At 74.6% G+C, this 22,620-nt stretch carries 22 protein-coding genes; 8 read left to right on the top strand and 14 right to left on the bottom strand.

Features of this window, described 5'->3' with window-relative positions:
- Positions 1–345: 345 nt before the first annotated feature.
- From NS184_RS14925 to NS184_RS14915, 3 genes are read right to left on the bottom strand one after another with little or no spacing between them, the layout of a single operon-like run.
- Entirely contained in the window at positions 346–1,203 is an 858-nt protein-coding gene (locus tag NS184_RS14925; protein ID WP_058726886.1) for a glycosyltransferase family 2 protein, read from the bottom strand.
- A complete protein-coding gene (gene rfaE2 / locus NS184_RS14920; RefSeq protein ID WP_058726885.1) occupies positions 1,200–2,690 on the bottom strand; it encodes a D-glycero-beta-D-manno-heptose 1-phosphate adenylyltransferase in 1,491 nt (496 codons plus the stop codon). The genes NS184_RS14925 and rfaE2 overlap by 4 nt, the downstream gene beginning before the upstream one ends.
- On the bottom strand, positions 2,687–4,105 hold the full coding sequence (locus NS184_RS14915) for an aldehyde dehydrogenase family protein (protein WP_058726884.1): 1,419 nt from the start codon (positions 4,103–4,105) through the stop codon (positions 2,687–2,689). The genes rfaE2 and NS184_RS14915 overlap by 4 nt, the downstream gene beginning before the upstream one ends.
- 119 nt (positions 4,106–4,224) lie before the next feature.
- Here NS184_RS14915 and NS184_RS14910 point away from each other — a divergent pair, with 119 nt between their 5' ends.
- The gene (locus tag NS184_RS14910) at positions 4,225–5,319 is read left to right on the top strand and encodes a glycosyltransferase family 9 protein (protein ID WP_058726883.1); all 1,095 of its coding nucleotides are present in this window, start codon (positions 4,225–4,227) and stop codon (positions 5,317–5,319) included.
- Between the two features lie 362 nt (positions 5,320–5,681).
- Here the strand turns inward: NS184_RS14910 and NS184_RS14905 are convergent, their stop codons facing one another.
- The 7 genes from NS184_RS14905 to NS184_RS14875 form a co-directional block, all read right to left on the bottom strand.
- Positions 5,682–6,386 carry an SDR family oxidoreductase gene (locus tag NS184_RS14905; protein WP_058726882.1) on the bottom strand — a complete coding sequence of 235 codons (705 nt, stop codon included), beginning with the start codon at positions 6,384–6,386 and terminating at the stop codon, positions 5,682–5,684.
- Between the two features lie 64 nt (positions 6,387–6,450).
- Positions 6,451–7,842: a PfkB family carbohydrate kinase gene (locus tag NS184_RS14900; protein ID WP_058726881.1), complete on the bottom strand. Its 1,392-nt coding sequence runs from the start codon at positions 7,840–7,842 to the stop codon at positions 6,451–6,453.
- The gene (locus NS184_RS14895) at positions 7,839–8,480 is read right to left on the bottom strand and encodes a D-sedoheptulose-7-phosphate isomerase (RefSeq protein ID WP_058726880.1); all 642 of its coding nucleotides are present in this window, start codon (positions 8,478–8,480) and stop codon (positions 7,839–7,841) included. The genes NS184_RS14900 and NS184_RS14895 overlap by 4 nt, the downstream gene beginning before the upstream one ends.
- Positions 8,477–9,778 (bottom strand): glycosyltransferase, encoded by a 1,302-nt coding sequence (locus NS184_RS14890; protein WP_058726879.1) that lies wholly within the window; start codon positions 9,776–9,778, stop codon positions 8,477–8,479. The genes NS184_RS14895 and NS184_RS14890 overlap by 4 nt, the downstream gene beginning before the upstream one ends.
- Positions 9,775–10,791 carry a glycosyltransferase gene (locus tag NS184_RS14885; RefSeq protein ID WP_058726878.1) on the bottom strand — a complete coding sequence of 339 codons (1,017 nt, stop codon included), beginning with the start codon at positions 10,789–10,791 and terminating at the stop codon, positions 9,775–9,777. Before NS184_RS14885 ends, NS184_RS14890 begins: the two co-directional genes overlap by 4 nt.
- 71 nt (positions 10,792–10,862) lie before the next feature.
- The gene (locus NS184_RS14880; protein WP_058726877.1) at positions 10,863–11,930 is read right to left on the bottom strand and encodes a glycosyltransferase family 9 protein; all 1,068 of its coding nucleotides are present in this window, start codon (positions 11,928–11,930) and stop codon (positions 10,863–10,865) included.
- On the bottom strand, positions 11,927–12,478 hold the full coding sequence (locus tag NS184_RS14875) for a D-glycero-alpha-D-manno-heptose-1,7-bisphosphate 7-phosphatase (RefSeq protein WP_058726876.1): 552 nt from the start codon (positions 12,476–12,478) through the stop codon (positions 11,927–11,929). Before NS184_RS14875 ends, NS184_RS14880 begins: the two co-directional genes overlap by 4 nt.
- Before the next feature lie 102 nt (positions 12,479–12,580).
- Between NS184_RS14875 and NS184_RS14870 the strand changes: the two genes are divergently transcribed.
- From NS184_RS14870 to NS184_RS14860, 3 genes are all read left to right on the top strand, one after another.
- On the top strand, positions 12,581–13,576 hold the full coding sequence (locus tag NS184_RS14870) for a glycosyltransferase family 9 protein (RefSeq protein WP_083513746.1): 996 nt from the start codon (positions 12,581–12,583) through the stop codon (positions 13,574–13,576).
- Positions 13,577–13,624: 48 nt separating this feature from the next.
- Positions 13,625–13,981, top strand: a complete 357-nt coding sequence (locus NS184_RS14865) for a PRC-barrel domain-containing protein (protein WP_058726875.1) — start codon at positions 13,625–13,627, stop codon at positions 13,979–13,981.
- A gap of 150 nt (positions 13,982–14,131) precedes the next feature.
- Positions 14,132–15,142, top strand: coding sequence for an SGNH/GDSL hydrolase family protein (locus tag NS184_RS14860; RefSeq protein WP_058726874.1), 1,011 nt, complete (start codon positions 14,132–14,134; stop codon positions 15,140–15,142).
- 18 nt (positions 15,143–15,160) lie between these two features.
- Here NS184_RS14860 and NS184_RS14855 read toward each other — a convergent pair whose 3' ends face one another.
- Positions 15,161–15,988: a universal stress protein gene (locus tag NS184_RS14855; protein ID WP_193750488.1), complete on the bottom strand. Its 828-nt coding sequence runs from the start codon at positions 15,986–15,988 to the stop codon at positions 15,161–15,163.
- Positions 15,989–16,253: 265 nt separating this feature from the next.
- On the opposite strand from NS184_RS14855, the gene NS184_RS14850 reads away from it, so the two are divergent.
- The 3 genes from NS184_RS14850 to NS184_RS14840 all read left to right on the top strand — a co-directional run bounded on the left by NS184_RS14850 (position 16,254) and on the right by NS184_RS14840 (position 20,199).
- Positions 16,254–16,715: an NUDIX domain-containing protein gene (locus tag NS184_RS14850; RefSeq protein ID WP_058726872.1), complete on the top strand. Its 462-nt coding sequence runs from the start codon at positions 16,254–16,256 to the stop codon at positions 16,713–16,715.
- Positions 16,716–16,824: 109 nt separating this feature from the next.
- Positions 16,825–18,555 (top strand): carboxypeptidase-like regulatory domain-containing protein, encoded by a 1,731-nt coding sequence (locus NS184_RS14845; protein ID WP_058726871.1) that lies wholly within the window; start codon positions 16,825–16,827, stop codon positions 18,553–18,555.
- 267 nt (positions 18,556–18,822) lie between these two features.
- Positions 18,823–20,199 carry an MFS transporter gene (locus tag NS184_RS14840; RefSeq protein WP_152998246.1) on the top strand — a complete coding sequence of 459 codons (1,377 nt, stop codon included), beginning with the start codon at positions 18,823–18,825 and terminating at the stop codon, positions 20,197–20,199.
- Between the two features lie 10 nt (positions 20,200–20,209).
- Here NS184_RS14840 and NS184_RS17990 read toward each other — a convergent pair whose 3' ends face one another.
- Positions 20,210–21,163: a hypothetical protein gene (locus tag NS184_RS17990; RefSeq protein WP_058726869.1), complete on the bottom strand. Its 954-nt coding sequence runs from the start codon at positions 21,161–21,163 to the stop codon at positions 20,210–20,212.
- A 94-nt stretch (positions 21,164–21,257) separates the two neighbouring features.
- Between NS184_RS17990 and NS184_RS14830 the strand changes: the two genes are divergently transcribed.
- Positions 21,258–21,476: a hypothetical protein gene (locus tag NS184_RS14830; RefSeq protein WP_058726868.1), complete on the top strand. Its 219-nt coding sequence runs from the start codon at positions 21,258–21,260 to the stop codon at positions 21,474–21,476.
- Here the strand turns inward: NS184_RS14830 and yidC are convergent.
- Both yidC and NS184_RS14820 read right to left on the bottom strand, forming a co-directional pair.
- The gene (yidC, locus tag NS184_RS14825) at positions 21,473–22,222 is read right to left on the bottom strand and encodes a membrane protein insertase YidC (RefSeq protein WP_058726892.1); all 750 of its coding nucleotides are present in this window, start codon (positions 22,220–22,222) and stop codon (positions 21,473–21,475) included. The two genes, NS184_RS14830 and yidC, sit on opposite strands and share 4 nt — an antisense overlap.
- A gap of 56 nt (positions 22,223–22,278) precedes the next feature.
- Positions 22,279–22,575 (bottom strand): DUF6412 domain-containing protein, encoded by a 297-nt coding sequence (locus tag NS184_RS14820; protein WP_058726867.1) that lies wholly within the window; start codon positions 22,573–22,575, stop codon positions 22,279–22,281.
- Positions 22,576–22,620: the final 45 nt, after the last annotated feature.

The raw sequence follows: 22,620 nt of genomic DNA, 5'->3' as shown, positions 1-22,620 counted from the left end.
CGGGCAGATTCGGGCGTGCCTGGCGGATTCGGGCGTGCCTGGCGGATTCGGGCGTGCCTGGCGGATTCGGGCGTGCCTGGTCGATCGCTTCCGCCAAGGAAGCCCGATCTCGCCTGCCATCGCACACGGTGTGGGAAAGAACGGGCATCTCGGGTCAGATCGCGCACGCGACGCCCCGGCCCCGTCGATCCGGGCGCGCTTCGTCGACTCAGTCGTGCCTGGCCGATCCGGGCGTGCCTGGTCGATCCGGGCGTGCCTCGTCGATCGTTTCCGCTGGGAACGCCCGATCTCACCTGCCATCGCACTCGCTGAGGGAACGACGTCGCACGGCGCGGAGCTCCGCCCTCAGCGGAAGACGACGTCCGGCGCGTCCACGCGCCGGTCGGTCACGGTGGTGGGGGACTCCAGGTGCACCGCACCCGACGGCACGATCCCGGCACCGCCGAACCGCTCCATCACCCGCCACTGCGCGACGACGTCCTCACCGGCGTGCTCGGGCGGCAGCTCCGGCCAGAAGCGGAACCCGCCGACGGACTCGAGCCGCTCCCGGTCGTACAGGACGCAGGCGCCGACCCATGCCACCCGGTAGGGCACCCAGCCGCCGTGCTCGACACCCAGGTCCGAGGCGACGTGCGCGAGGTTCGCGGCGTTGTGGAGCGACCAGCGGTCGTGCGCCGGGGTCCCGCGGCGGACCACCTCCGGCTCGACGCCGTCCGACCACGGTTCGAAGACCGCGGTCTCGTGCGGGCGCCGGTCGGCGAGGTACGACAGCCCCTGCACCGCCGAGCCCACGAAGCCGCAGTCGAGCGTCCGGAGCGCGTCGAGCATCCGCCGCACGCTGCCCGGTTCGAGCCAGACGTCGTCGTCGAGGAACAGCACGGTCGGCGCCGAGGCGTGGTCGAGCAGGAAGTGCCGGTGCTCTGCGAGCCCCAGCCGCTCGTGGTGGGTGAGGAGGGTGACGGGCCGGCCCTGTGCCTCCAGGACGCGGAGCATGGCGGCGACCGCCGGCCGGGAGGCGGCGTCCCCGTCCGCGGACTGGTCGCTCAGGACCAGCCGCAGGTCGACGTCGACCTGTGCGGCGAGCCCGGCGAGCGTGGTCGCGAGCTCGGCGGACCGGCCGACCGTCGGTACCAGGACGTCGACCGCGGGCGCTGTCCCGTCGACCCGGGGCCGCGCCCAGTCGCCGGACCAGCGCGCGGTCACGAGGATTCGCGGATGCGCCGCACGACCGCGGTCGTGGAGTGCTCCGCGACGTAGTCGACCATGACGACCTCGCCGCCGTACTCGCGCACCACCGCGGTCTCGGAGAGCATCTCGGGGGAGTAGTCCCCGCCCTTGACGTAGACGTCGGGCCGGATGCGCCGGAGCAACGGGATGGGCGTGTCGGTCGCGAAGACGGTGACGAGGTCGACGCACGCGAGGGCCGCGAGGACGCCAGCGCGGTCCTCGGCGGTGTTGATCGGCCGCTCGGGACCCTTCAACCGGCGCACGGAGTCGTCGTCGTTGAGCGCGACGACGAGCAGGTCGCCGAGCTCGCTCGCCTGCCGCAGGTACGTCGTGTGCCCACGATGGACGACGTCGAAGCAGCCGTTCGTGAACACGATGCGGCGACCGGCCGCGCGGGCTGCGGCGACGGCGTCGGCGAGTTCGTCGTGGTCCACGACGGTCTCGGCCGGCGCGGTGACGGAGTCGACCAGCGCACGCGCCGAGCACACGGAGGTGCCGGCCTCGCGGACGACGACGTCGGCGGCGGCCTGGGCGAACGACACGGCCTGCCGACGGTCGGCGCCGACGGCGAGCGCCACGGTCGCCCCGGCGCAGAACGTGTCGCCGGCCCCGGACGCCTGTTGCTCCGCGGCGGGCGTCGCACGGGTCCGGAAGGCCTGGTCGGTGTCGGGTTCGAGCAGCACGGTCCCGTCGCGGTCGAGGGTCACGACGGCGGCACGGGCCCCGGTGGCGGCGAGGAGCGTGTCGCGGGCGTCGACGACCGCGGCGACACGTGCAGAGCCCTGGCCGAGGGTGGCAGCGGCTCCGTCCACGCCGGAGCGGGCCAGCAGTGCCGTGGTCTCGCCGGCGTTCGGTGTCACGAGGTCCGGCCGGAGTCCGGCCCAGCGCGTCAGGTCGTGCGCGTCCACGACGACGGCTGCCGGACGGTCCCGGTCGAGCATCGGGACGACGGTCTCCGGGTCGACCCCGAGGCCGTAGTCGCACACCACCGCGGCATCGGCACAGCGGACGGCACGGGCGACGGCCTCGCCGAATCGTGCCCGGGCGGCATCGTCCGGCGGCGCGGCGATGTCGTCGACCCGGACAACGACGCGGTCCCCGCCGACGACCCGGTCCTTCGTGGTGGTGCGGGCTCCGGTGACCTCCACGAGGAAGGACGTGTCGACGCCGGCCGCCGTCAGCCGGTCGCGCAGGGTCCGACCGGACTCGTCGTCGCCCACGTACCCGACCATGCGGACCCGGGCGCCGAGCGCGCGGGCGTTCACGGCGGTGTTGGCCGCGCCACCCGGCACCGCGATGCTCTCGGTGACACGGACGATCGGGGCCGGGGCCTCGCGTGAGACCCGCTCGGCCTCGCCGACGGTCCAGCGGTCGAGGATGCCGTCGCCGATCACGACGACGAGCGGCTCGCGGTCGTCGATGCGACCCACGAGTTCGCGGACGAGGCGCACGTCGGCGGTCACCGGACACCGCCGGCGGGCTCGAGGTGGACGACGGTCGTGGTGGTGAGCTCGTCGAGGAGGTGTGGGCCGTACCCGAACCCGGAGCCGGACGCGCCGCGGGGCTCGGCGCTGCCGCCCGGGGCGCCGCCGAAGACGGCGTTCACCTTGACGGTGCCGACCGGCAGTTCCGCCGCGGCCCGGAGCGCGTTGCCGGTGTCGTTCGTGAGCACCGTCGCCGCGAGCCCGTAGCGGTCGGCGGCGGCGAGCCGGAGGCCCTCGTCGAACGAGTCGACGACGCGGACCGGGGCGACCGGGCCGAAGGTCTCCTCGGTCATCACGGTCATGGCGTCGGTGACCCCGGTGAGCACGGTGGCCGGGTACGCCGATCCGGGTCCGTCGGGGACGACACCACCGGTGCGGAGCACGGCACCGCGGTCGACGGCGTCACGGACCTGCGCGTGCACGGCGTCCCGCATCCGGTCGTCGACGAGCGGGCCGTACTCGGCGGAGGGTGCCGTGGTGCGGCGGTCGGCCTCGGCGACGAGTGCGGCGACGAAGGCGTCGGCGACCGCACGGTGGACGTACACTCGCTCGACGCTCGTGCAGATCTGGCCCGTGTTCGCGAAGGCCCCGAGCGCCACCTGCGCCGCTGCCCACGCGGGGTCGACGTCGGCGTCGACGACGACGGCGTCGTTCCCGCCGTTCTCCCGCACGACGTGGGCGCGGGTGCTGGCGGCGACCTCGGTCAGTCGGTCGCCGGTCGCGGTCGAGCCGACGTGCGCGTACACGTCGATGCCGTCCTGCTCGAGCAGGAGTTCGCCCGTGGCCGCGTCGCCGTCGACCCCGACGAGGACGCCGTCGGGCAGGACCTCGGCGAGGAGGTCGTTCAGACGGGCGATGGTCGCGGGGCTGCGCTCGGAGCCCTTGTGCACCACGGTGTTGCCGGTGACGATCGCCGCGCCGAGGATCCCGCACGCCACCGCGACCGGGTCGTTCCAGGGTGTCAGGGCGAGGACGACGCCGCGGGGGTGCGGCACGGTCCAGTCGGCGGCGCCGTGCTGGCCACGGAGCGACTCGCCCCGGTGCACGGGTCCGAGTTCCGCGTACTGCAGGAGCGTGCCGATCCCGGCCTCGACCCCACCGCGCGCGTCCCCGGGGACCTTCCCCGTCTCGCGCGTGTTCAGCGCTGCGAGTTCGTCGGTGTGCTGGCGGAGGTGCTCGGCCGCGGCCCGGAGCAGCGCCCCACGCTCCGCGGGGGCCGTCCGACGCCAGGCCGGTGCAGCCGCGCGGGCCCGTGCGACGGCGTCCCGCACGTCCTCGGCGGTGGCACGAGCGGTGGTCGAGGCGACGGAGCCGTCGACCGGGTCGGTCACGACGATGTCGGACGAGCCGGAGCCGGTCGTGGCGGGGGCGGTGCGTGGGGCGGCGAGGGTCATGCGGGTCCTTCCGTGCGGGACTCGCACGTTCCTCGGACGGCCCTGGGCACGGTCACGGATCCGCGCTTCTCGTCCATCCGGTGCCGGACTGTCGGCCCCGGGTGGGTAGACCTGGACCGGTGCAACTGATCGGCAACGGTGGTCCCCGCTTCGACGACGTCCACGAGGTCGCGGTGCTGCGGGGCGGGGGACTCGGAGACCTGCTGTTCGCCCTGCCCGCGATCGACGCCCTCGCCGCCGCGTACCCGGACGCCCGGGTCACCCTGCTCGGCACCCCGGTCGCGCCCGCGGTGCTCGCCGGTCGGACCGCGTCCGTGCACGCCTTCGAGGAACTGCCGATCGCGACGGGTGTCCGGGACTCCGGTGACGGAGCGCCGAGCCGGGAGGAGTTCTACGCCCGGACGCGCGGACGCTTCGACCTGGCGGTGCAGCTCCACGGTGGTGGCCGGAACTCCAACCCGTTCCTCCTCGGTCTCGGGGCCCGCCACACCGTCGGCACCGCCACGGAGGACGCCGAGGTCCTCGAACGCTGGGTCCGCTACGTCTACTACCAGCACGAGGTGGTCCGCGGGCTCGAGGTCGTCTCGCTCGCCGGGGCCGCTCCGGTGACGCTCGATCCGCGCGTGCTCGTCACGGAGCCGGAGCGGGCCGCGGTCCGTGAGCGGCTGGGGGTCGCGGACCGGCTCGTCGCACTGCACCCGGGAGCGACGGACCCGCGCCGCCGCTGGAGCCCGGAGCGGTTCGCGGCGATCGCGCGGGCACGACTGGCGGCGGGGGACGACGTCCTCCTGGTCGGGGACGCCTCGGACCGGGTGGCGGCCGATGCGATCCGCGCCGAGCTCGGTGACCCCGCGCGCCTGCACGACCTCGTGGACGCCCTGCCCCTGACCGAGCTGCCCGTGGTGCTCGCCGCTGCCGACGTCATGGTCGGTGACGACTCCGGGCCGCGGCACCTCGCGGTCGCGGTCGGCACGCCCACGGTCGGTGTGTTCTGGTTCGGCAACGTCGTGAACGCGGGTCCGTTCGACCGCGGACGCCACCGCGTCCACATGTCCTACGTCACCCGGTGCCCGGTGTGCGGGATCGACGTCACGCAGGTCGGGTGGACGGCCGAACGCTGCGAGCACGACCCGTCCTTCGTCGACGAGGTCACACCCGAGGTCGTGCTGGCGGACGTCGCCGACCTGCTGGCGACGGTTGCGCCGCGACGCTGACGGTCGCACGGTGACGCTGACGGTCGCGTCGCGACGCTGACGGTCGCACGGCGACGCTGACGGTCGCACGGCGACGCTGACGGTCGCGTCGCGACACTGGCGGTCGGCACGGGGGCGCTGGCGGTCGCACGGCGCGCTGGCGGTCGCACGGCGACGCTGACGGTCGCGTCGCGACACTGGCGGTCGCACGGGGGCGCTGACGGTCCCACGGCGACGCTGACGGTCGCGTCGCGACACCGCCGGTCGTGCTGGGTCGCTGACAGCACCGGGTCGCGACGCGACCACGGACGGGAGGCGCGGTGCCAGCCGGCACCGCGCCTCCCGTCCGTCACGTGGTCGCGACCACCACGCCCGGGTGACGCCTACGGCCAGCTCGGCTCGGTCGCCGGCATGATCGACAGCTCGCGGATCTCGCAGCCCGCGGGCTGCGCGAGGGCGAAGACGATCGCGTTCGCGACGTACTCCGGCTCGATGAGCTGCGCGTCCGGACCCGGCTTGTACTGCTCGGTGCGGTCGGCGAAGAAGTTCGTGCGCATGCCCGCCGGGATCACGTTCGTGACGCCGACGCGACCGCCGGTCTCCGCGGCGAGTGCCTGGGAGAACCCGCGGACGCCGAACTTCGACGCCGAGTAGGCGGTGCCGTCGCCGACGCCGCGCAGGGCCAGCGACGAGGAGATCGTGACGACCCGGCCGTGCGAGGCCTCGAGGGCGGGCAGCGCGGCGCGGACGACCGCGGCGGTGCCGAGGAGGTTCACGGCGACGATGCGCTCCCAGTCGCCGGACGAGATACCGCCGATCGGGGCCGGCTTGTCGATCCCGGCAGCGGTGACGACCGCGTCGAGACCGCCGTGGCGCTCCGCGGCGTCCCGGACCGCCTGCTCGGTCGCGGCGGTGTCCGTGACGTCGACCGCGACGGCGTCGACGCCCTCCGGCACGGCGTCGACGGCGAGGTCGAGCACGACGGGGGTGCCGCCGGCCTCGGTGACGGCAGCGACGACCGCCGCGCCGAGGCCGGAGGCGCCGCCGGTGACGAGGACGCGTCCGATGGGGGTGGTGGGGACGGGCATGGACATCCTTTCGTGAGGGTGGGGCACGCTCCTGGGCCCGCGGGCTGCGAGCAGGGCGTGCCGCTCAGCCGACGTGCGCGAGCGCCGCGGCGAGACGGGTGGTGGAGCGGCCCGGGTGGAACGGGACGGTGACGACGCGCCCGCCCCACTCGGCGAGGGTGGCCGCCTCGGGGAGGTCGGCGGCGTCGTAGTCGCCGCCCTTCGCCCAGACGTCCGGACGGAACCGGCGGAGGGCCTCGTCCGGCGTGTGCTCGTCGAAGACCACGACGGCGTCGACGCAGTCCAGCGCGAGCAGGAGCTCCACGCGGTCGTCCTGCGTCATGATCGGTCGCTCGGGTCCCTTGAGTGCCCGGACGGAGTCGTCCGAGTTCAGGCACACGACCAGGCAGTCGCCGAGCGCCCGGGCTGCCGACAGCGTGCGGGCGTGTCCGGCGTGCAGCAGGTCGAAGCAGCCACCGGTGGCGACGACGGTGCCGCCCTCGGCGCGGACCCGGTGCACCAGACGCATCGCGTCCCGGTCGACGCCCGGCACGGCCACCGGCTCGGTGCCGCGGTCGGCGAACAGTGCGGTCACACCACCAGCCGCGAGGTAGGCGGAGGCGTCCGCGACCCCGGCTGCCACGGCGTCGACGACGTCCGCACCGCCGGCGAGCGCGACCGCGACCCCGGCGGCGAGTCGGTCGCCGGCACCGCACGGGTCGCCGACCGTGACGGAGGGCGCCGGGACGAAGCGGCTGCCCGACGGGGAGGCGACGAGCGCGCCGCGGTCGCCCATCGTGACGGCCACGGCATGCGTGCCCCAGCGCTCGCGGAGCGCTGCGGCGGCGTCGGTCGCGAACGGGACGCCGTCGCCGCCGAGGCCGCTGGAGGTCCGGGCCTCCGCGGCGTTCGGGGTCGCGACCGTGGTCCCGGGGACCGGCTCGGCGCCCTTCGGGTGCGGGTCCCACACGACGGGCGTGTGCGCGGCCACGGCGGACAGTGCCGCGCGGAGGGCGGGCGCGGCGGCCACGCCGCGGCCGTAGTCGGCGACGACGATCGCGTCGGCCCCCGTGAGCGCGCCGGTCATCTCGGGCGTGACGTCGGGGACGGGCGGGGTCGCGCAGCCCTCGTCGATGCGGACGAGCGCGTGGTCGACGACGCGGACGCGGGTCTTCACCGGCGTCGGCGCACCGGACGGCCCGGCGACGACGTGCACACCGGGGAGGAGCGCACGGACCTCCTCGCCGCGGCCGTCGTCGGAGAGGACCGTGACGAGGGTCACGTCGTGCCCGTCCTTCGCGAGCATGGTCGCGACGAGTCCGGCGCCGCCGGCGCGGCGGTCGTCGGTGCGGACGTCGACGACGGGCACCGGGGCGTCGGGGCTGAGGCGCTCGCTCGTGCCGGAGACGTCGACGTCGAGCAGCGTGTCACCGACGACGACGATCCGGCGCGCGGTGTCGTGTGCGCCCCCGGTCACCGGCGGGCTCCGCGGCGCAGGGCGGGCTCCATCGCGCGGCACAGGGCGTGCACGAGGACGAGCTGGGCCTCCTGCACGTTCGCGGAGGGGCCGTCGATGCAGATCGCGTCGTCGACGACCGAAGCGAGGGGGTTCGGCCGGGGCCCGGTCATGGCGATCGCGAGGGCACCGACGGCTCGTGCGGCCTCGGCGGCACGGAGCAGGTTCGGACTCTTGCCGCTCGTGCTGAGCAGCACGACGACGTCCCCCGCGCGGGCGTGGGCCCGGACCTGGCGGGCGAACACCTCGTCGTACCCGTAGTCGTTGCCGATCGCGGTGACGGCGGAGGTCTCGGCGTGCAGGGAGATCGCCGAGTACGCCGGGCGGTCCCCGTCGAACCGGCCGGTCAGCTCGGACGTGAGGTGCTGCGCCTCCGCCGCCGATCCGCCGTTGCCCGCGGCGAGGAGCCGCCGACCCGCGACGAGCCGCGTGGCGATGTCGTCGGCCCACGCGGCGATGTGGTCGCCGTGGTCGACGAGCGAGGCGATGACGGGGACGGACGCGGCGACGTGGTCGCGGACGAGCCGCACGCTGTCGGCAACGGTGGTCGGACCGGCGCCGGCGGCGCCGGGCGTGGTCTCGGTCGGGGAGATCGTCATCGTGCGGTCCTCTCGGTGGTCGCGGTGCGACGGGGGGCGCGACGTGCGCCGGAGCGGGTGTCCGCGACCGCGCCGCCGCCGGCGATGAGCCGGTCGTAGACGCGCTCGCTCTCGGCGGCGACCTTCTGCCACGTGTACCGGGCGACCGCGCGTTCGCGGCCGGCGGCGCCGAACGCCTCGCGTCGCTCCGGGTCCTCGAGGAGCGCGCCGATCGCGGTGGCGACGGCGTCCTCGTCGCGCGGTGGGACGTGCAGGCCGGTGGCGTCCTCGACGACCGTGTCGATGAGGCCGCCGACGCTCGACGCGACGACCGGCCGTCCGCACGCCATCGCCTCGAGCGGCACGATCCCGAACGGCTCGTACCAGGGCGCGCAGACGACGACGTCGGCACTCCGGTAGACGGCCGGCATGTCGTGCTGGCCGAGCTGCCCGCGGAAGTGGACGTGGTCCCGGATGCCGAGCGACCGGGCGAGTGCGTCGAGGCGCTGGTACTCCGGGTCGTCGGGCAGGTCGGCCCCCGCGACACCGGCACCGCCGACGACGACGAGTTCGACGTCGCGGCCCTCGTGCACGAGCTCGGCGACGGCCGCGATGGTCGTGCCGACGCCCTTCCGCTGCACGAGTCGGGACGCGGTGAGCACCCGCTGCGTGCGCCCGCGCTCCTCGACGGGCCCGTCGGGTCGGAAGGTCTCGACGTCGACGCCGCACGGCACCACGGAGATGCGGTGCAGCGGGACCCCGAGCGCCTTGAGCTCGAACGCCTCGTCGGAACAGGTCGCGACGACCTGGTCGACGCTCCGTCCGACGGCGGGTTCGACCCACTCGCGCTCGGCCGGGCTGGTGTCCGCCGCACCCTGGTGGCGGCGCTTGACGACCCCGAGCGCGTGGAAGGTCTGCGCGACGGGGATCCGCACCCCGCCGGTGCGGGCCTGCACCTGGGCGACGGCGTCGAGTGCGGCGTGCCCGGACATCCAGAAGTGTGCGTGCACGACGTCGGGTCGGTCGACGAACCACTCGGCGGCCAGGACGGCGGCGAACGTGCCCATGTACGGGAACAGCTCGTCCTTCGGCACCGAGCGGGCGGGCCCGGCGTCGACGTGGACGACCTCGACGCCGGGGCGCAGGAGCACCCGCACGGGCAGGTCTGCCGCGTCGCGTCGGGTGTAGACGGTCACCTGGTGGCCGCGGTCGGCGAGCGCCCCGGACAGCTCGGCGACGTGGACGTTCTGGCCGCCGGCGTCGACGCCGCCGAGGGTCGCGAGCGGGCTCGCGTGCTCGGAGACCATCGCGATCTTCATCGGGCACTCCCTTCGAGCACGACCTCGGTCGTGCCGTTCCGCCGCGCGGCGCGCGCGGTCCGGTGGTCGGAGACGACCCGGTCGAGCAGGTCGTCCCAGTCGGCGGTGAACCGCGTGAGCGCGTAGCGCTCCAGCGCGGCCTCCCGGGCGACGGCACCGCGTCGGCGCGCCTCGTCCGGGTCCTCCAGCAGCAGCCGGGAGGCACGGACCAGCTCGTCGACGTCCGTCGCGATCGCGCCGGCGTCGGCGGGCACGGTCCGCGGTGCGTCCGTCGTCGCGAGGACGAGGACGGGCATCGCCATGTGCATGGCCTCGATGAGCGACAGCCCGAGCGAGGTCCACCGGTTCGGGTGCACGTACGCACGACGCTCCGCGAGCGCGCGGTGCATCGGGTCGGCGGGGACGTCACCCTGTGCGACGACGCGATCGCCGAAGCCGAGTTCGCCGATCCGCTCGGAGCCGATGCCCCAGAGGTCGACGGGCGCCACCGAGGCGAAGCGGGGGAGCAGGTCGCTGCCGACGACCCGGCCGCGGCGCACCGGTTCGTTGATGACGACGCCGAAGCGCTCGAGCGACCCGGTGTACAGCGGCCCGGGGTCGACGACCCCGTGCTCGACCACGGTGGTCGGTGTCGTGCCGCAGTCCCACATCAGGGCGTTCCAGTGCGTGACGTGGGCGATGACGAGGTCGTCGCGGTCCCGTAGCGGGTGCCGGCTGTTCGGCACGTCGACGCGCGGCGCGTTGTGCTCGACGAAGACGATCGGTACCGAGCGGCCCCCCAGCAGCCGCTCGGCAGCCTCGAGCTCCTCCGTGCGCTGCAGCACGACCACGTCGACCTCGGCGTCGGCGACGTCCTCGGGGGCGATCTCGACGACCGAGTCGGGCCAGTCCCGGCCCCCGCGTCCGAGCCCGTCGGCGTCGCGCGCCGCGGTCGTCGGGACGAGGTACTGGTGCTGGCCGCGGACGAAGGCGTCCATCCAGCCGCCGTGGACGTGCCACACGAGGATGCGCATGCAGGCCTTCCGGGTCGAGGAGCAGGAGGAGAAGGAGAAGCAGTGGCGCACGCTACGCAGCGCCCGCCCCGCTACGTCGCAGGAAGGCGCTCGGTGATCCGCGAAGCGCGGTCCAGCAGCCGGCGGTGCGCATCCAGCACATCCTGGACGGACACACGGGACAGGCAGGGGTGGCCGGGGACCGGGCACGCGCGGGCCCGGCTGAGACGGCACGGCGCCGCCTGGTCGCCGAGCAGTTCGACGAGCGGCGCGTACGGCGCCCACTTCACGGCCGGCACGACGGGGGAGAAGAGGCTGACGATCGGTGCGCCGACGGCGGCCGCGAGGTGCGCCGGGCCGGTGTTGCCGACGACGACCACCTCCGCGCCCGCGAGCACCGCCGCGAGCTGCGCAGGGGTCGTCGCTCCGCCGAGGTCGATCCCGGTGTTCCCCGCGACCTCGGCCGTCAGTGCTCGCTCACCGGGGGACCCGGTGACCACCACGGGGACCCCGGCTGCGGCGTAGGCGGCGACGAGCGCTCGGTGCTGCTCGGCCGGCCACGCTCGGGCCGGGACGCTCGCGCCCGGGTGGACGACCACGTACCTGACCAGACCGGACACGGCCGGGGGCGGGTCGGCGTCGAGGCGCACCGCGAGCCTCCCGGCATCGTCGTCGGGGAGCGCGAAGCCCGCGGCCTCGGCGATCCGCAGCGCGCGCTCGGGCTCGGGCAGCTCCTCGGGCAGGTCCTCGCCCGGTCGGAGCCGCACGTCGAGGAGCGACCCCGGGTGGTCGACCGACGCGCCGCTCACCCGCCGGACACCGGCGAGCCGGAGCAGCAGCGCCAGCGGGAGCGGGGACTGGTGGAAGGACGTCAGGACGACGGCCTCGTCCGGGCGTTCCTCGGCGACCAGCGCACGGAACTCGTCGACGACCGCGTCGTCGATCGGTCGGGCCGTCTCGGTCACCCACGGCGCAGCCCACGTCCGGAGGCTGTCGACGCCGGGGAGCAGCCGCCCCGCGGGTGCGCCCTGGGGGCCGCAGAGGAGCGTGACGTGCGAGGCCCCGGCGGCGACCGCTCGCACGGCGGGACCGGCGACCAGGACGTCACCGAAGGAGTCGAGGCGCGCGACGAGGACGCGCGGACCGCCGGTCCCGCTCACGCGACCGGCGTCGGACGCTGTGCGAGGACGAGCGTCACCGCATCGTCGAGGGTCGCGGCGACGGTGTCCGCTGCGTCGACCTCGGCTTGTCGCGTCCGTGCGGTCGGGACGAGGATGCCCTGCGCCCCGGCTGCCCGGGCGGCCTCGACGTCGGCGCCGATGTCACCGATCACCACGAGTCCGGCGGCTGGTATCCCGAGGACCTCGGCGGCATGCAGGACCATGCCGGGCCGGGGCTTCCGGCAGTCGCAGCCGTCGTCGGCGTCGTGCGGGCAGACGCACCACACGTCGAACGGTCCGACCAGCTCGTCGACCCGCGCGTTCGTCGCGTCGACCTCCTCCCTGGTGGCCATGCCCTTCGCGATGACCGACTGGTTCGTGACGACCCCGGTCCGCAGGCCCGCCGCACGGACTCGCTCGACCGCCCGGTGCGCACCCGGCACCGGGACGACCAGGTGCGGGTCAGCGTTGTAGGGCACGTCGACGACGAGCGTGTCGTCACGATCGAAGAGGATGCCGCCGACGGGGCGGTCCGGAGCGAGGGCCATGCACCGAGCAGTACCGGCCGGGTACCCCGCACCGGCCCAGGAAGAGCCGTTCCGCGCGGTGCTGACCGTGCCCGCAGGGACGTCCGCCTACCGTTCGCGACCGTGACCGCCCTGCCGACCATGCCCCCGTCCGACGGCCGCCCGGAGCTCCTCGTGCTCCGCGCCATCAAGCTCGGGGACCTGCTCGTGGCCGTCCCCGCGCTGACCGCGTTGCGCCGTGCGTTCCCCGGTCACCGGATCACGCTCGCGACGACGGCCTGGCTCGCCCCCGTCGTCGAGCTCGTCCCGGCGGTCGACGTGCACCTCGCCCAGCACGGCCTCGACCACCCCATCGCCGCGCCGACCGGCTCCGTCGACGTCGCGGTGAACCTGCACGGGGTCGGCCCGGAGTCGAACGACCTCCTCGAGGCCCTCCGCCCGGGACGGGTGATCGGCCACCGGGACCCCGACCGCGGACACGACGGACCGGAGTGGCCGGAGGGCATCAACGAACGTGAGCGCTGGGCGCGCCTCCTCAGCTGGCACGGCATCCCCGCCGACCCGAACGAGGCCGCGATCGACCGTCCCGCCACGCCGTCGGTCGTGCCCGGGGCTGCGGTCGTGCACGTGGGTGCCTTCCACGGCGCGCGGCACTGGCCGACCGACCGCTTCGCCGAGGTGGTGCGCGGACTGCGTGCGCGCGGTCACGACGTGGTCCTGACGGGAGGCGCGGACGACGTCGTCCGCGCCCGGGCGGTCGCGGACGCGGCCGGCCTGCCGCCGGGGGCGGTCCTCGCGGGGGTCCTCGACCTGCAGCCGTTCGCCGCGGTCGTCGCCGAAGCGGCGGTGGTCGTCACTGTCGACACGGGCGCGGCGCACCTCGCCTCCGCCTACGGCGTGCCGTCGGTCGTCCTGTTCGGACCGGCACCGCCCGAGGCGTGGGGTCCGCCCGCGTCGGGGCCGCACGTCGTCCTCACCGACGCGGCGCAGCGACGTGGCGACGTGTTCTCCGAGGAACCGGACCCGGCGCTGCTGGCCGTGGGGCCCGACGACGTGCTCGCGGCGGTGGACGGACTCGGGGTCGTGCCGGGGCGGTCGGGTTCAGCCGTCCGTCAGTAGGTTCGGGGGCGGGCAGCCGGAGGGTCCGGCCGCCGGGAGGGAACGACCGTGTTCGAAGCTGCGAACATCCGGGACTGGATCGGCCTGCCGGTCGTGGACCAGTCCGAGGAGAAGATCGGGACGCTCGAGAGCATCTACTACGACACCGCGACCTCCGACCCGGCGTTCGGCGCGGTGACGACGGGACTCGTCGGGTTCCAGAAGCTCGTCTTCGTGCCGCTCACCGGTGCGCTCGTCGCCCCGAAGCACCTCGTCGTCGCGTTCCCGAAGAAGCTCGTCAAGGATGCACCGTCGATCGCCACCGACGGGGAGCTCGACTCCGCCATCGAGCCGGGCCTGTACGAGCACTACGGGCTGACCTACCAGACCGGCAGCAACGGCGAGCGACGACTCGGGCGGCGCTGAGGGGCACGCTGCGGGTGACGCCGAGGTCGAGCGGCTAGCCTGGGCGGTCCGCCCGTCCACTCCACCCGTCCGCCGGAGGTCACCCTGTCCCGCTCGGTCCGCCCGGCTTCCGTCGCCGTCCTGGCCCTGGTCGCCGCGGTCTCCGTCCTCGTGACGACCGCCGTGGTGCCGGGTGCCCCGGGGCCGTCGACCGCCGCGGCAGCGCCGTCCTGGCCGCAGCCCCAGCCGTTCCCGGTGTCGTCGGATCCGCCCGAGCGGCTCGCCGACGTCCCGCCCGGCAGCGAGTACGTGGCGCTCGGTGACTCGTACTCGGCCGGGTACGGACTCGACGACCCGAGTCACCTGCCGACGAACGCCTGCGGGCAGTCCGCCCGCGACTACCCGCACCGGATCGCACAGCGCTTCGGACTGCAGCTCACCGACGTCACGTGCGCCGGAGCCACGAGCGACGACGTCACCTCGGGTTTCCAGTTCAAGGGGGTCCCGCCGCAGATCCGTGCGCTGTCCGCCTCGACGCGGCTCGTCACGCTGACGATCGGCGGCAACGACGCCGACCTCTTCGGCACCGCCGCGTCGTGCCTGGCGCTCAGCGCGAAGGGACCCGTGTTCTCCGGCCGCGACGCCCCGTCCTGCGAGAGCACCCTCGTCCGGGACGGCGAGGACCAGCTCGGCACGAGGATCGCTTCCCGGGTCGCGCTCGGCGTCGCGGACACGCTCGCCCGCGTGGAGGAGGCGGCACCGAACGCGGTCGTCGTGTTCCTCGGCTACCCGGCGATCTTCCCCGACGCCGAGCACACGCCGGCGAAGGGCTGCTTCCGCGCAGCGGTCGACCTCGGGACCCTCGCGGGCTCCTTCCCGACCGACACGTACCCGTTCACCGACACCGACGTCGTGTACCTCCACGGCGTGCAGGAGCAGCTCGACGACGTGTCCGCCGACGCCGCCCGTGCCGCTGGGGTCCGGTTCGTCGACGTGTTCGCGGACACGCAGGCACGGTCCGCGTGCGCGACGAAGCGGCCGTACGTCGCAGGCGTGTCGCTCGACGGCACGAGCAACCTGCAGCGCATCGACCTCGAGCCCGGCGCGCTGCACCCGAACGAGCGCGGGGTCGCCTACCTCACCGACCGGGTGGCGTCGGCCGTGCGGGACCTCGCCGGCTGACCCACCGCCCGTGCTGCGTCACGCCGTCGCTGCACGTGCCTCGACGGCGTCGTGCGCGGTCGGTGGGACGACGCACACCGGCGACACCGCCTCCCGGAGCACGTCGTGCAGGACCGACCCCGACAGGGCGTGCACGTGGCCCTGCCCGAGCACGACGAGCGACGCCGTGCGCGAGTGCAGCGCGATCGCGTGACCGGGGTGCCCCTCCACCAGCAGCGGGTGGATCCGCAGGTGCGGCAACCGCTGCCGCAACTCGGCCGTCACGCGGTCGAGCAGCTCGGCGTTCCGTGCCCGCCATCGCATCGGGTCCTCCGCGAAGTCGGTGAGGCCGGTCCGGGTGAGGACGGGCATCTCCCACGCCCGGAGCACCGTCAGCCGCCGGTGCCGCCGCTCCGCCTCGTCGACGGCGATCGCGAGCGCCCGTTCGTCGAGCGGCTCGTCGACCGCGAGGACGACGTCGCCGTCGATCGGGTGCGGCCCGTCCGGCACCACGATGGTCGGCACGGGAGCGCGCTCCGCGACGCGTGCCGGCCCGGACCCGATCGTCGTTCCGCGACGGCTTCGCCAGGACCCGACCACCAGGAGGTCACCTTCGCCGGACGCCGTCACGAGGGCGTTGACGAAGGGCCCCGCATGCCGGTCGACCACGACCTCGACGCCGGGCAGTGCTGCACGTGCGGCGTCGGCGAGCGCGTCCGCGACACGCTTCCCGTCGGGGCCCACCCGGCCCTCCTGCGCCGGGTCCACGCCGATCACCCGGACCCGTTCGATGCCGGTCCCCGACCTGCCGGCGACCCACCGGAGCGCCTGCTCGTGGGGCTTCGCCGCGTCCGCTGCCAACGTCACCGTCGACCACCGTCCGTCCATCCCGATCGACCTCCTCGTGCCGGTGTCGGGGCGTCTGTCGGCGCTCCTTGGCCGCGCAGCGTACTCCCGTGCGCGCAGCGCCGGCTGCGCGCTCCCTGCGGTCCCTCCGAGGTCCGGCGCGGTCACGGGTCCTGCGCCGTGCCGCGCCGGACGTGGCGGACCCGCACCGCGCCTCCAGTCCGGACCGACGGGTGACGGAGACCGCGCCGAGACGGGTGCCGCGTGCGCTGCGTAGCCTCGGGACGTGCGAACGAGCGCCGGACTCCTCCTCCACCGTGCCGGACCGAGTGGCCCGGAGGTCTTCGTCGCGCACATGGGCGGACCGTTCTGGCAGCGCCGCCCGCGGTCGTGGTCGATCCCGAAGGGCGAGGTGGAGTCGGGCGAGGACCCGCTCGGGACGGCCAGGCGGGAGTTCGCCGAGGAGATCGGGACCGCCGCTCCCGACGGTGACGTCGTCGACCTGGGGGAGCACCGGCAGTCCGCCAAGGTGGTGCGGGTGTTCGCCCTGCACGCGCCGCGCTTCGAGGTCGCCGAGGTCGTGAGCAACACCGTGCGGCTCGAGCTCCCACGCGGCTCCGGTCGGTTCGTGGAGGTGCCCGAGGTCGACGCCGCGCGGTGGATGCCCGTCGACGAGGCACGGGACCTGCTCGTCCTCGGACAGCTCTCGGCCCTCGACGCCCTGGTCCGGGAAGTCCGTCTCACGTAACGGGCCGATTGCGGTCTGGACCGATTCCGCGCTCCCTGGATAGCCTGAGCGAACGTCGAGACAGCGGCGTCTGGCGCAGGGACCAGGTCAGCACGAGCAGGGGAGCACGATGCGGCTACGCACCGTCACGGCGGCACTGACCGCCCTCGCACTCGGAGGGGGACTCGCGCTCGTCGGCGCGTCGTCGGCCTCCGCCGATCCGGCCGGGCACTGGGGGACGTTCACCCTCGCCGGCCAGAGCAAGGCCTACACGGGCACCGTCAGCATGGCGGGCTTCCCGGAGACCACCTTCACCTCGAACTCGCGGCAGTCGACCGTCGTCAGCGGGAACTCGACCTGGCAGGGGCCGAACACCGGCCCGGGCGCCGCTTACGGCTCGAGCCGCGGCAACACCTACCTGAACCAGCGGCCGCTCGCAGACGCGGCTGGGCAGCCCTCGGTCACGACGTACACCTTCGCCGACGCGACCCCGGCCGGGAGCTGGTCGTTCGTGCTGGGTGACGTCGATGCCGACCGGGTGACCATCGCGGCGACGAGGCAGTCCGGGGGCGCCGCGACCGCGGCGGACCTCGGCTTCCAGAGCGTGTACAACTCCTGTTCGGCGGCGTCGCCCGGCGGGTGGTCCTGTCCGGCTGATCCGGACGGCACCACTGGACGGGACGTCCCCTCCTGGGACGCGGCGACGCTGACCCTCACCGGCAACGCGGGCTCCGTCGACACCTCGGGGGCCACCGCGTGGTTCACGCCCACCGTGCCGCTCACCAGCCTCACGCTCACGTTCGAGCGTCGCAGCGGGTTCCCCGTCTACCAGACCTGGTTCGCGAACCGCACCGCGGCGATCACCGGCACCGCGACACTCGACGGCACGCCGATCCCCGGTGCGACGGTCACGGTCACCGCTCCGCGTGGCACGGTGTACACGACGACGACCACGGCCGACGGCACGTACTCGTTCCCGGAACTCCCGGTCATCGGCGGGTACACGGTGGCGATCACGGCCCCGCCGGGCGCGACCGGGAGCCCCACCGCCACGGCATCGCTGAACACCGTCGCCGGGGGTGCGGACCAGGTCGTCCCCTTCGCCTTCGCATCACCGCCGGACACGACCTCGGTCGCCGGTACCGTGACCGACGACGGCGAACCGGCAGTCAACGTGCCCGTCACGATCACCGATCCGGACAATCCGGCCGCGACGATCGAGACGACCACGAACGAAGCCGGGTTCTACTCGGGGTCCGGGTTCACACCGGACGGATCGGTCCAGGTGTCGGTCGACGGACGAGACCCGGTCGTGGTGCAGACAGGAGCAGCGAACGAGCTGACGGTCGTGCCTCCCGTCGAGCTCGTGGTCACCACCAGCGCGACCGGCCGCGTCGTCGACACGGACGACGCACCGGTCGCCGGTCGCACCGTGACGGCGACACCCGACGAGGCCGACTCCGGCGGCCCGGTGATCGCGACGACCGGCTCGGACGGCCGGTACACGCTCGAGGGGCTCAACCCCTCGACGGCCTACACGGTCTCCGTCTCCGGCAGCACCGTCACCGTGGACTTCACCTCGGGGACGGACTCGGGCGACGTGGTGACCGTCGACGACCTCGTCGTCGCCGCCGCCGCAACCCCGAGCCCCACGCCGACCGTGACACCCACGGCGAGCGCGGCCCCGACGACCGCGCCGGTCGCCGCCACGGGCTCCGGTCCGACGACGGGCGCCCTCGCCTACACGGGCGCGGACCTCGGCCCGGGGCTCGTAGCCGCCGGCGTGCTCGTGCTGCTCGGCGCGGGCCTGCTGACGTACCGCTCCGTGCGGCACCGTCGCCGGACGCACCTGCGCGACTGACACCTGTTGCACAACGGGGTGGGGCCGATCGGTCCCACCCCGTTCGTCGTCCCGGGAACATTTCCCGGACCGGCGCCGTTGGAGCGCTCCGAGGAAGTTCTCAGCGGTAGCCCCCTCGCGCACGTCCGAACGCCGTGCAACACTGGAGAGGCGCACTCGCCGTGGAGTCGTACCCACCACATCGTCCACAGCTCGAGCGCGCAGCTCCTCGTCGTCCCCGACGTCGTCGCCGTGCGCTCGGACGTCCCCAGCGAGGAGGTCAGCCCCGTGACAACCGCCACCACCCGAACCTCGGCCGTGCCCGCGCACACGCGGCCGATCACCGTCACGACGGGCTCGATCGTCGGCATCGCCGTCCTCGGACTCGCGACGTTCTTCGCGATCACCACCGAGCTCATGCCGGTCGGGCTGCTCGGCACCATGAGCCGCGACCTCGGTGTCTCCGAGTCGACCATGGGCGTGGTCGTCACCGTCTACGCCGCAGCCGTCGCCCTGCTCGCGCTGCCGCTGACGTCCTTCACCGCGCGGCTGCCCCGGAAGACCGTGCTCGTCGCGACCCTCGTCGGCTACGCGGTGTCGAACCTCATGGTGGCGCTCGCGCCCTCGTTCGCCGTGGTGTGCGCCGGCAGGGTCGTTGGTGGCGTCGCCCACGCGCTGTTCTTCTCGGTGGCGTCGGCGTACGCCACCCGCATCGTGCCACCGCGACTCGCGGGCCGCGCGATCGCGTTCGTCTACTCGGGCAGCTCGCTCGGCTTCGTGCTCGGTGTGCCGATCGCCACGTGGGTCGCGCAGACCATCGGGTGGCGTCCGGCCGTCGGTTCGGTCGCGGTGGCTTCGGCCGTGCTCGCGGGCGTCGCGCTCGCGTTCCTCCCGGCCGTCCGCGGCGCGTCGTCCCCGCACATCGGCTCGCCACGTGCGTGGGCGCGCACCGGGCTGCTCTCGGTCGTCGTCGCCGACCTGCTGCTGTTCGCGGGGCACTACGTCGTCTACACGTACATCGGCCCGTACGCGATCGACGCCGGGCTCGACGCGCACCTCGTCTCCGGCGCCCTGCTCGTCCTCGGCGCCACCGGGGTCGTCGGGCTCTGGATCGCGGGGCTCTTCGTCGACCGGGCACCGCGCCAGACCCTCATCGTCGCCGTCGCGGTGATGGCGGCCGCGTTCGCCGTGCTGCCGTTCGTGCACGGCTCGCTCGTCGGCACCATGGCGGTCGCCGGTGTCTGGATGGCGGCGAACGGCACGACCGGCACGCTGTTCATGGCCGCCGCGATCCGGACCGGTGGTGTGTCGCCGGACATCGCCGGCGCGCTCGTCAACGGCGCGTCGAACATCGGCATCGCCGGGGGAGCGGCGCTCGGCGGGCAGGCCCTCGGCGTGGTCGGCCTGCAGTGGATGCCGCTCGCCGGCGGCGCGGTCCTGCTCGCGTCCCTCGGCGTCGTCGTCGCGGCGCGCAGGGGCTTCCCGGTGCACTCGCGCGCGCAGGAGCACCTGTCCACCTCCTCGATCGAGGCGATCACGTCGTCGCTCGCCGTGGTCACGACGTCGGTCCCGACGATCAGCCGGGCGATCCAGACCCTCACGGGGTCGGTCGCCGTCGTCACCGGCACGGTCCGCACCCACCGCACCGGCGAGCCGACCGCCTAGCGCGCGTCGCTCAGTACGTGTCGGTGACCGTGCCCTGCACCCCGCCGCCGCGCAGCCAGAGGGTCAGCGTCCCGCTCCTCGACTGCGCGGACAGCGACACCGACCCGTGCAGCGCGTCCTCTCGGGGGTAGCACGCAGTCGACGACTCGATCCGGTCGGCGGTGGCCACGAGGCAGATGGTCGACCGGTCGGTGCCGACCCCCGCCCAGACGTTCCACGGCGTCTCCAGGTCGCCGCCGTCGAGCGCCCGGTTCGTGAAGATCAGCCGGGTGCTGTGCAGGCTCACCGGAGCGTCGACGGGCCCCGGGAGCTGGTCCGCGTAGGTCTGCGGCACGTCGAGCAACTGCTCCAGCGTCACCGTGCCCGCCGTCGGTGTGATGCTCGGTGCCGCGGGCATCGACGGCTGCGCCGTCCCGACGACCGTGCCGGCCGCGAACGCCACCCCGACGGCGGCGGCCGCGCCGAGCGCGATCCACACGCGGGGTCGACGGGTCCACAGCAGGTCGTGAGCACGTCGGCGCCACCCGGCCTGGAGGCCCGCCCCACCTCCGGCACCCGCCGTCGCGCCGTCACCGGGGCCGGTCGGGGAATCGGTCGGCGGCATCCTCGTGACCCCGGAACCAGCCGCTCCGGGTGCCGAGTCGACCGCTGCGGCAGCGACCGGCGCGGGGCCGGGGTCGTCACGTCGGTCGTCCGCGCGCGCGTCGCCGACGGGAACGACGGCAGCGGCTCGAGCGGTCGGGATGTCGGGGGCGCTGTGCCCGCCGGTCGTTCCCGATCCGGGGATCTGCCGGGCCTCGCGCTCCGCGTGCGCTTCGGCGGACGACGGCCGACGTGGCCGCGGCCCCGCCGTGAGGTCCTCGAGCGCGATGCGGGCGCGCGCGGCCTCCATCGGCGTCGAGTCGGCACCCCACGCCACGGCTTCGAGTCGCGCTCGCTCCGTCGCCAGGTCGTCGTCGGCCATGCCGTGCTCCCGTTCCGGGTCCCTGCTGCCCGCCCCATGTTCGCACTCGGAGGTCGACCGTGTTCACCCAGTGCGCGAGGAGTACCCAGGGAGGATGACCACCCCCGCGAACGACCATCCCCGACCGGCCGCCGACGAGACCCTCGAGCCACTCGGTCACGACACCCAGTCCGGCGAGGCCGACTACGTCGCGACGAGCCCGGGCGGGACCGGTACCGAGCGCCACGTGCCGACCGCCGACGAGGAACAGGGCCGCGGCACCGAGTACGACCCCGTCGACCAGGGCCCGCAGCAGGAGGGCCAGGGCGGCTAGCCTGCGGTCCGGTCCAGCGCGCGCCGGAGGACCGCGCGCTCACCGAGGGCCCACACGGCACTCGTGACGACGTACAGCGCTGCCGCGAGGGGCGCGATCGCCGCGAACACGACCGTCACGAACGGCGCGATCCGTCCGACCGACGCAGCGGCCGCGGCGCCGGGGACGTCCTGGTCCACCGGGTCCGTCGGGTTCCACCGGGTGTTCGACCGTCGGCTCGCCTCCACCACCACCGCGAGGACGGCGAGCAGGACGAGGACGACCCAGGCGTGCACCCAGAGCGGTGACGTGACCGTGACCACGAGCGACTGTGCGAGCGGAACGCCCACGAGCGTCGCCTCGAGCAGCGTGTTCGCCACGCCCCCGATCGATGCGTGCGTGAAGAGCGTGTACAGGAGCGACACCACGGGAGCCTGCGCGAGCACCGGGAGACACCCGGCGAGCGGCGAGACCCGTTCCGAGGCGTACAACTCCTGGACGGCGCGCTGCAGGCGCTCGCGGTCCCGACCGTACCGGCGGCGGAGCGCGGCGAGCTGCGGCGCGAGCCGGCGTCGATCGCGCTCGGCTCGGACCTGGAGGACGGACAGTGGGACGAGCAGCACACGGACGGCGAGGGTGAGGGCGATCACTGCCAGTGCTGCGGAGAACGACCCCGCGAACGGTTCGAGGCTCGCGGTGAGGGCGGCGAGGAGGTCGGCGCCGGCGTGCAGCAGCGCGCCGACGACGGGCAGGGCGGTGAGGTCCATGGTGGTCCGATCGGTCGAGGTGGAGGGGTCGCGGAGCGGTCCGACCACCACGGCGGTCAGACCGGTGCGACGACTCCCGGTGCCCTCGGTCGCGCGTGTCCGTCCGCGTCCGGGTGCGACGACGCGATCTCCGTCCGGAGCACGGCCCACGCGGCGTGGTCGACCCCGCCGTCGTGCGGTCGGAGGCCGAGGACCGCAGCGGCGACCGTGGTGAGGACCACCAGCGCGACCGCGGCGGCACCGCCGAGAGCCGTGGCGACGACCGCGGGGAGCAGGTCGCTCGCCCCCGTCGCGACCGGTGCCCCCGCGCTGAGCACGGCGACGAGGCGCAGCAGGAACTCGACGACGACCATGGTGCGTTCAGCGTAGCGTCCGCGCGCCGCCCCGGTCCGGCGTCC

The organism is Curtobacterium luteum (assembly GCF_001475545.1).
Taxonomy (GTDB): domain Bacteria; phylum Actinomycetota; class Actinomycetes; order Actinomycetales; family Microbacteriaceae; genus Curtobacterium; species Curtobacterium luteum_A.
The sequence above is the reverse complement of the archived record's forward strand: the minus strand, read 5'-3'. Positions and strand labels throughout refer to the sequence as shown.

Bases quoted from the DNA above. Each gene is read 5' to 3' on its own strand.
- NS184_RS14895 (WP_058726880.1), bottom strand. From the start codon at position 8,480: ATGACGATCTCCCCGACCGAGACCACGCCCGGCGCCGCCGGCGCCGGT.
- NS184_RS14890 (WP_058726879.1), bottom strand. From the start codon at position 9,778: ATGAAGATCGCGATGGTCTCCGAGCACGCGAGCCCGCTCGCGACCCTC.
- NS184_RS14830 (WP_058726868.1), top strand. From the start codon at position 21,258: ATGACCACCCCCGCGAACGACCATCCCCGACCGGCCGCCGACGAGACC.
- NS184_RS14905 (WP_058726882.1), bottom strand. From the start codon at position 6,386: ATGCCCGTCCCCACCACCCCCATCGGACGCGTCCTCGTCACCGGCGGC.
- NS184_RS14845 (WP_058726871.1), top strand. From the start codon at position 16,825: ATGCGGCTACGCACCGTCACGGCGGCACTGACCGCCCTCGCACTCGGA.
- yidC (WP_058726892.1), bottom strand. From the start codon at position 22,222: ATGGACCTCACCGCCCTGCCCGTCGTCGGCGCGCTGCTGCACGCCGGC.
- NS184_RS17990 (WP_058726869.1), bottom strand. From the start codon at position 21,163: ATGGCCGACGACGACCTGGCGACGGAGCGAGCGCGACTCGAAGCCGTG.
- NS184_RS14915 (WP_058726884.1), bottom strand. From the start codon at position 4,105: ATGACCCTCGCCGCCCCACGCACCGCCCCCGCCACGACCGGCTCCGGC.
- NS184_RS14820 (WP_058726867.1), bottom strand. From the start codon at position 22,575: ATGGTCGTCGTCGAGTTCCTGCTGCGCCTCGTCGCCGTGCTCAGCGCG.
- NS184_RS14875 (WP_058726876.1), bottom strand. From the start codon at position 12,478: ATGGCCCTCGCTCCGGACCGCCCCGTCGGCGGCATCCTCTTCGATCGT.
- NS184_RS14885 (WP_058726878.1), bottom strand. From the start codon at position 10,791: ATGCGCATCCTCGTGTGGCACGTCCACGGCGGCTGGATGGACGCCTTC.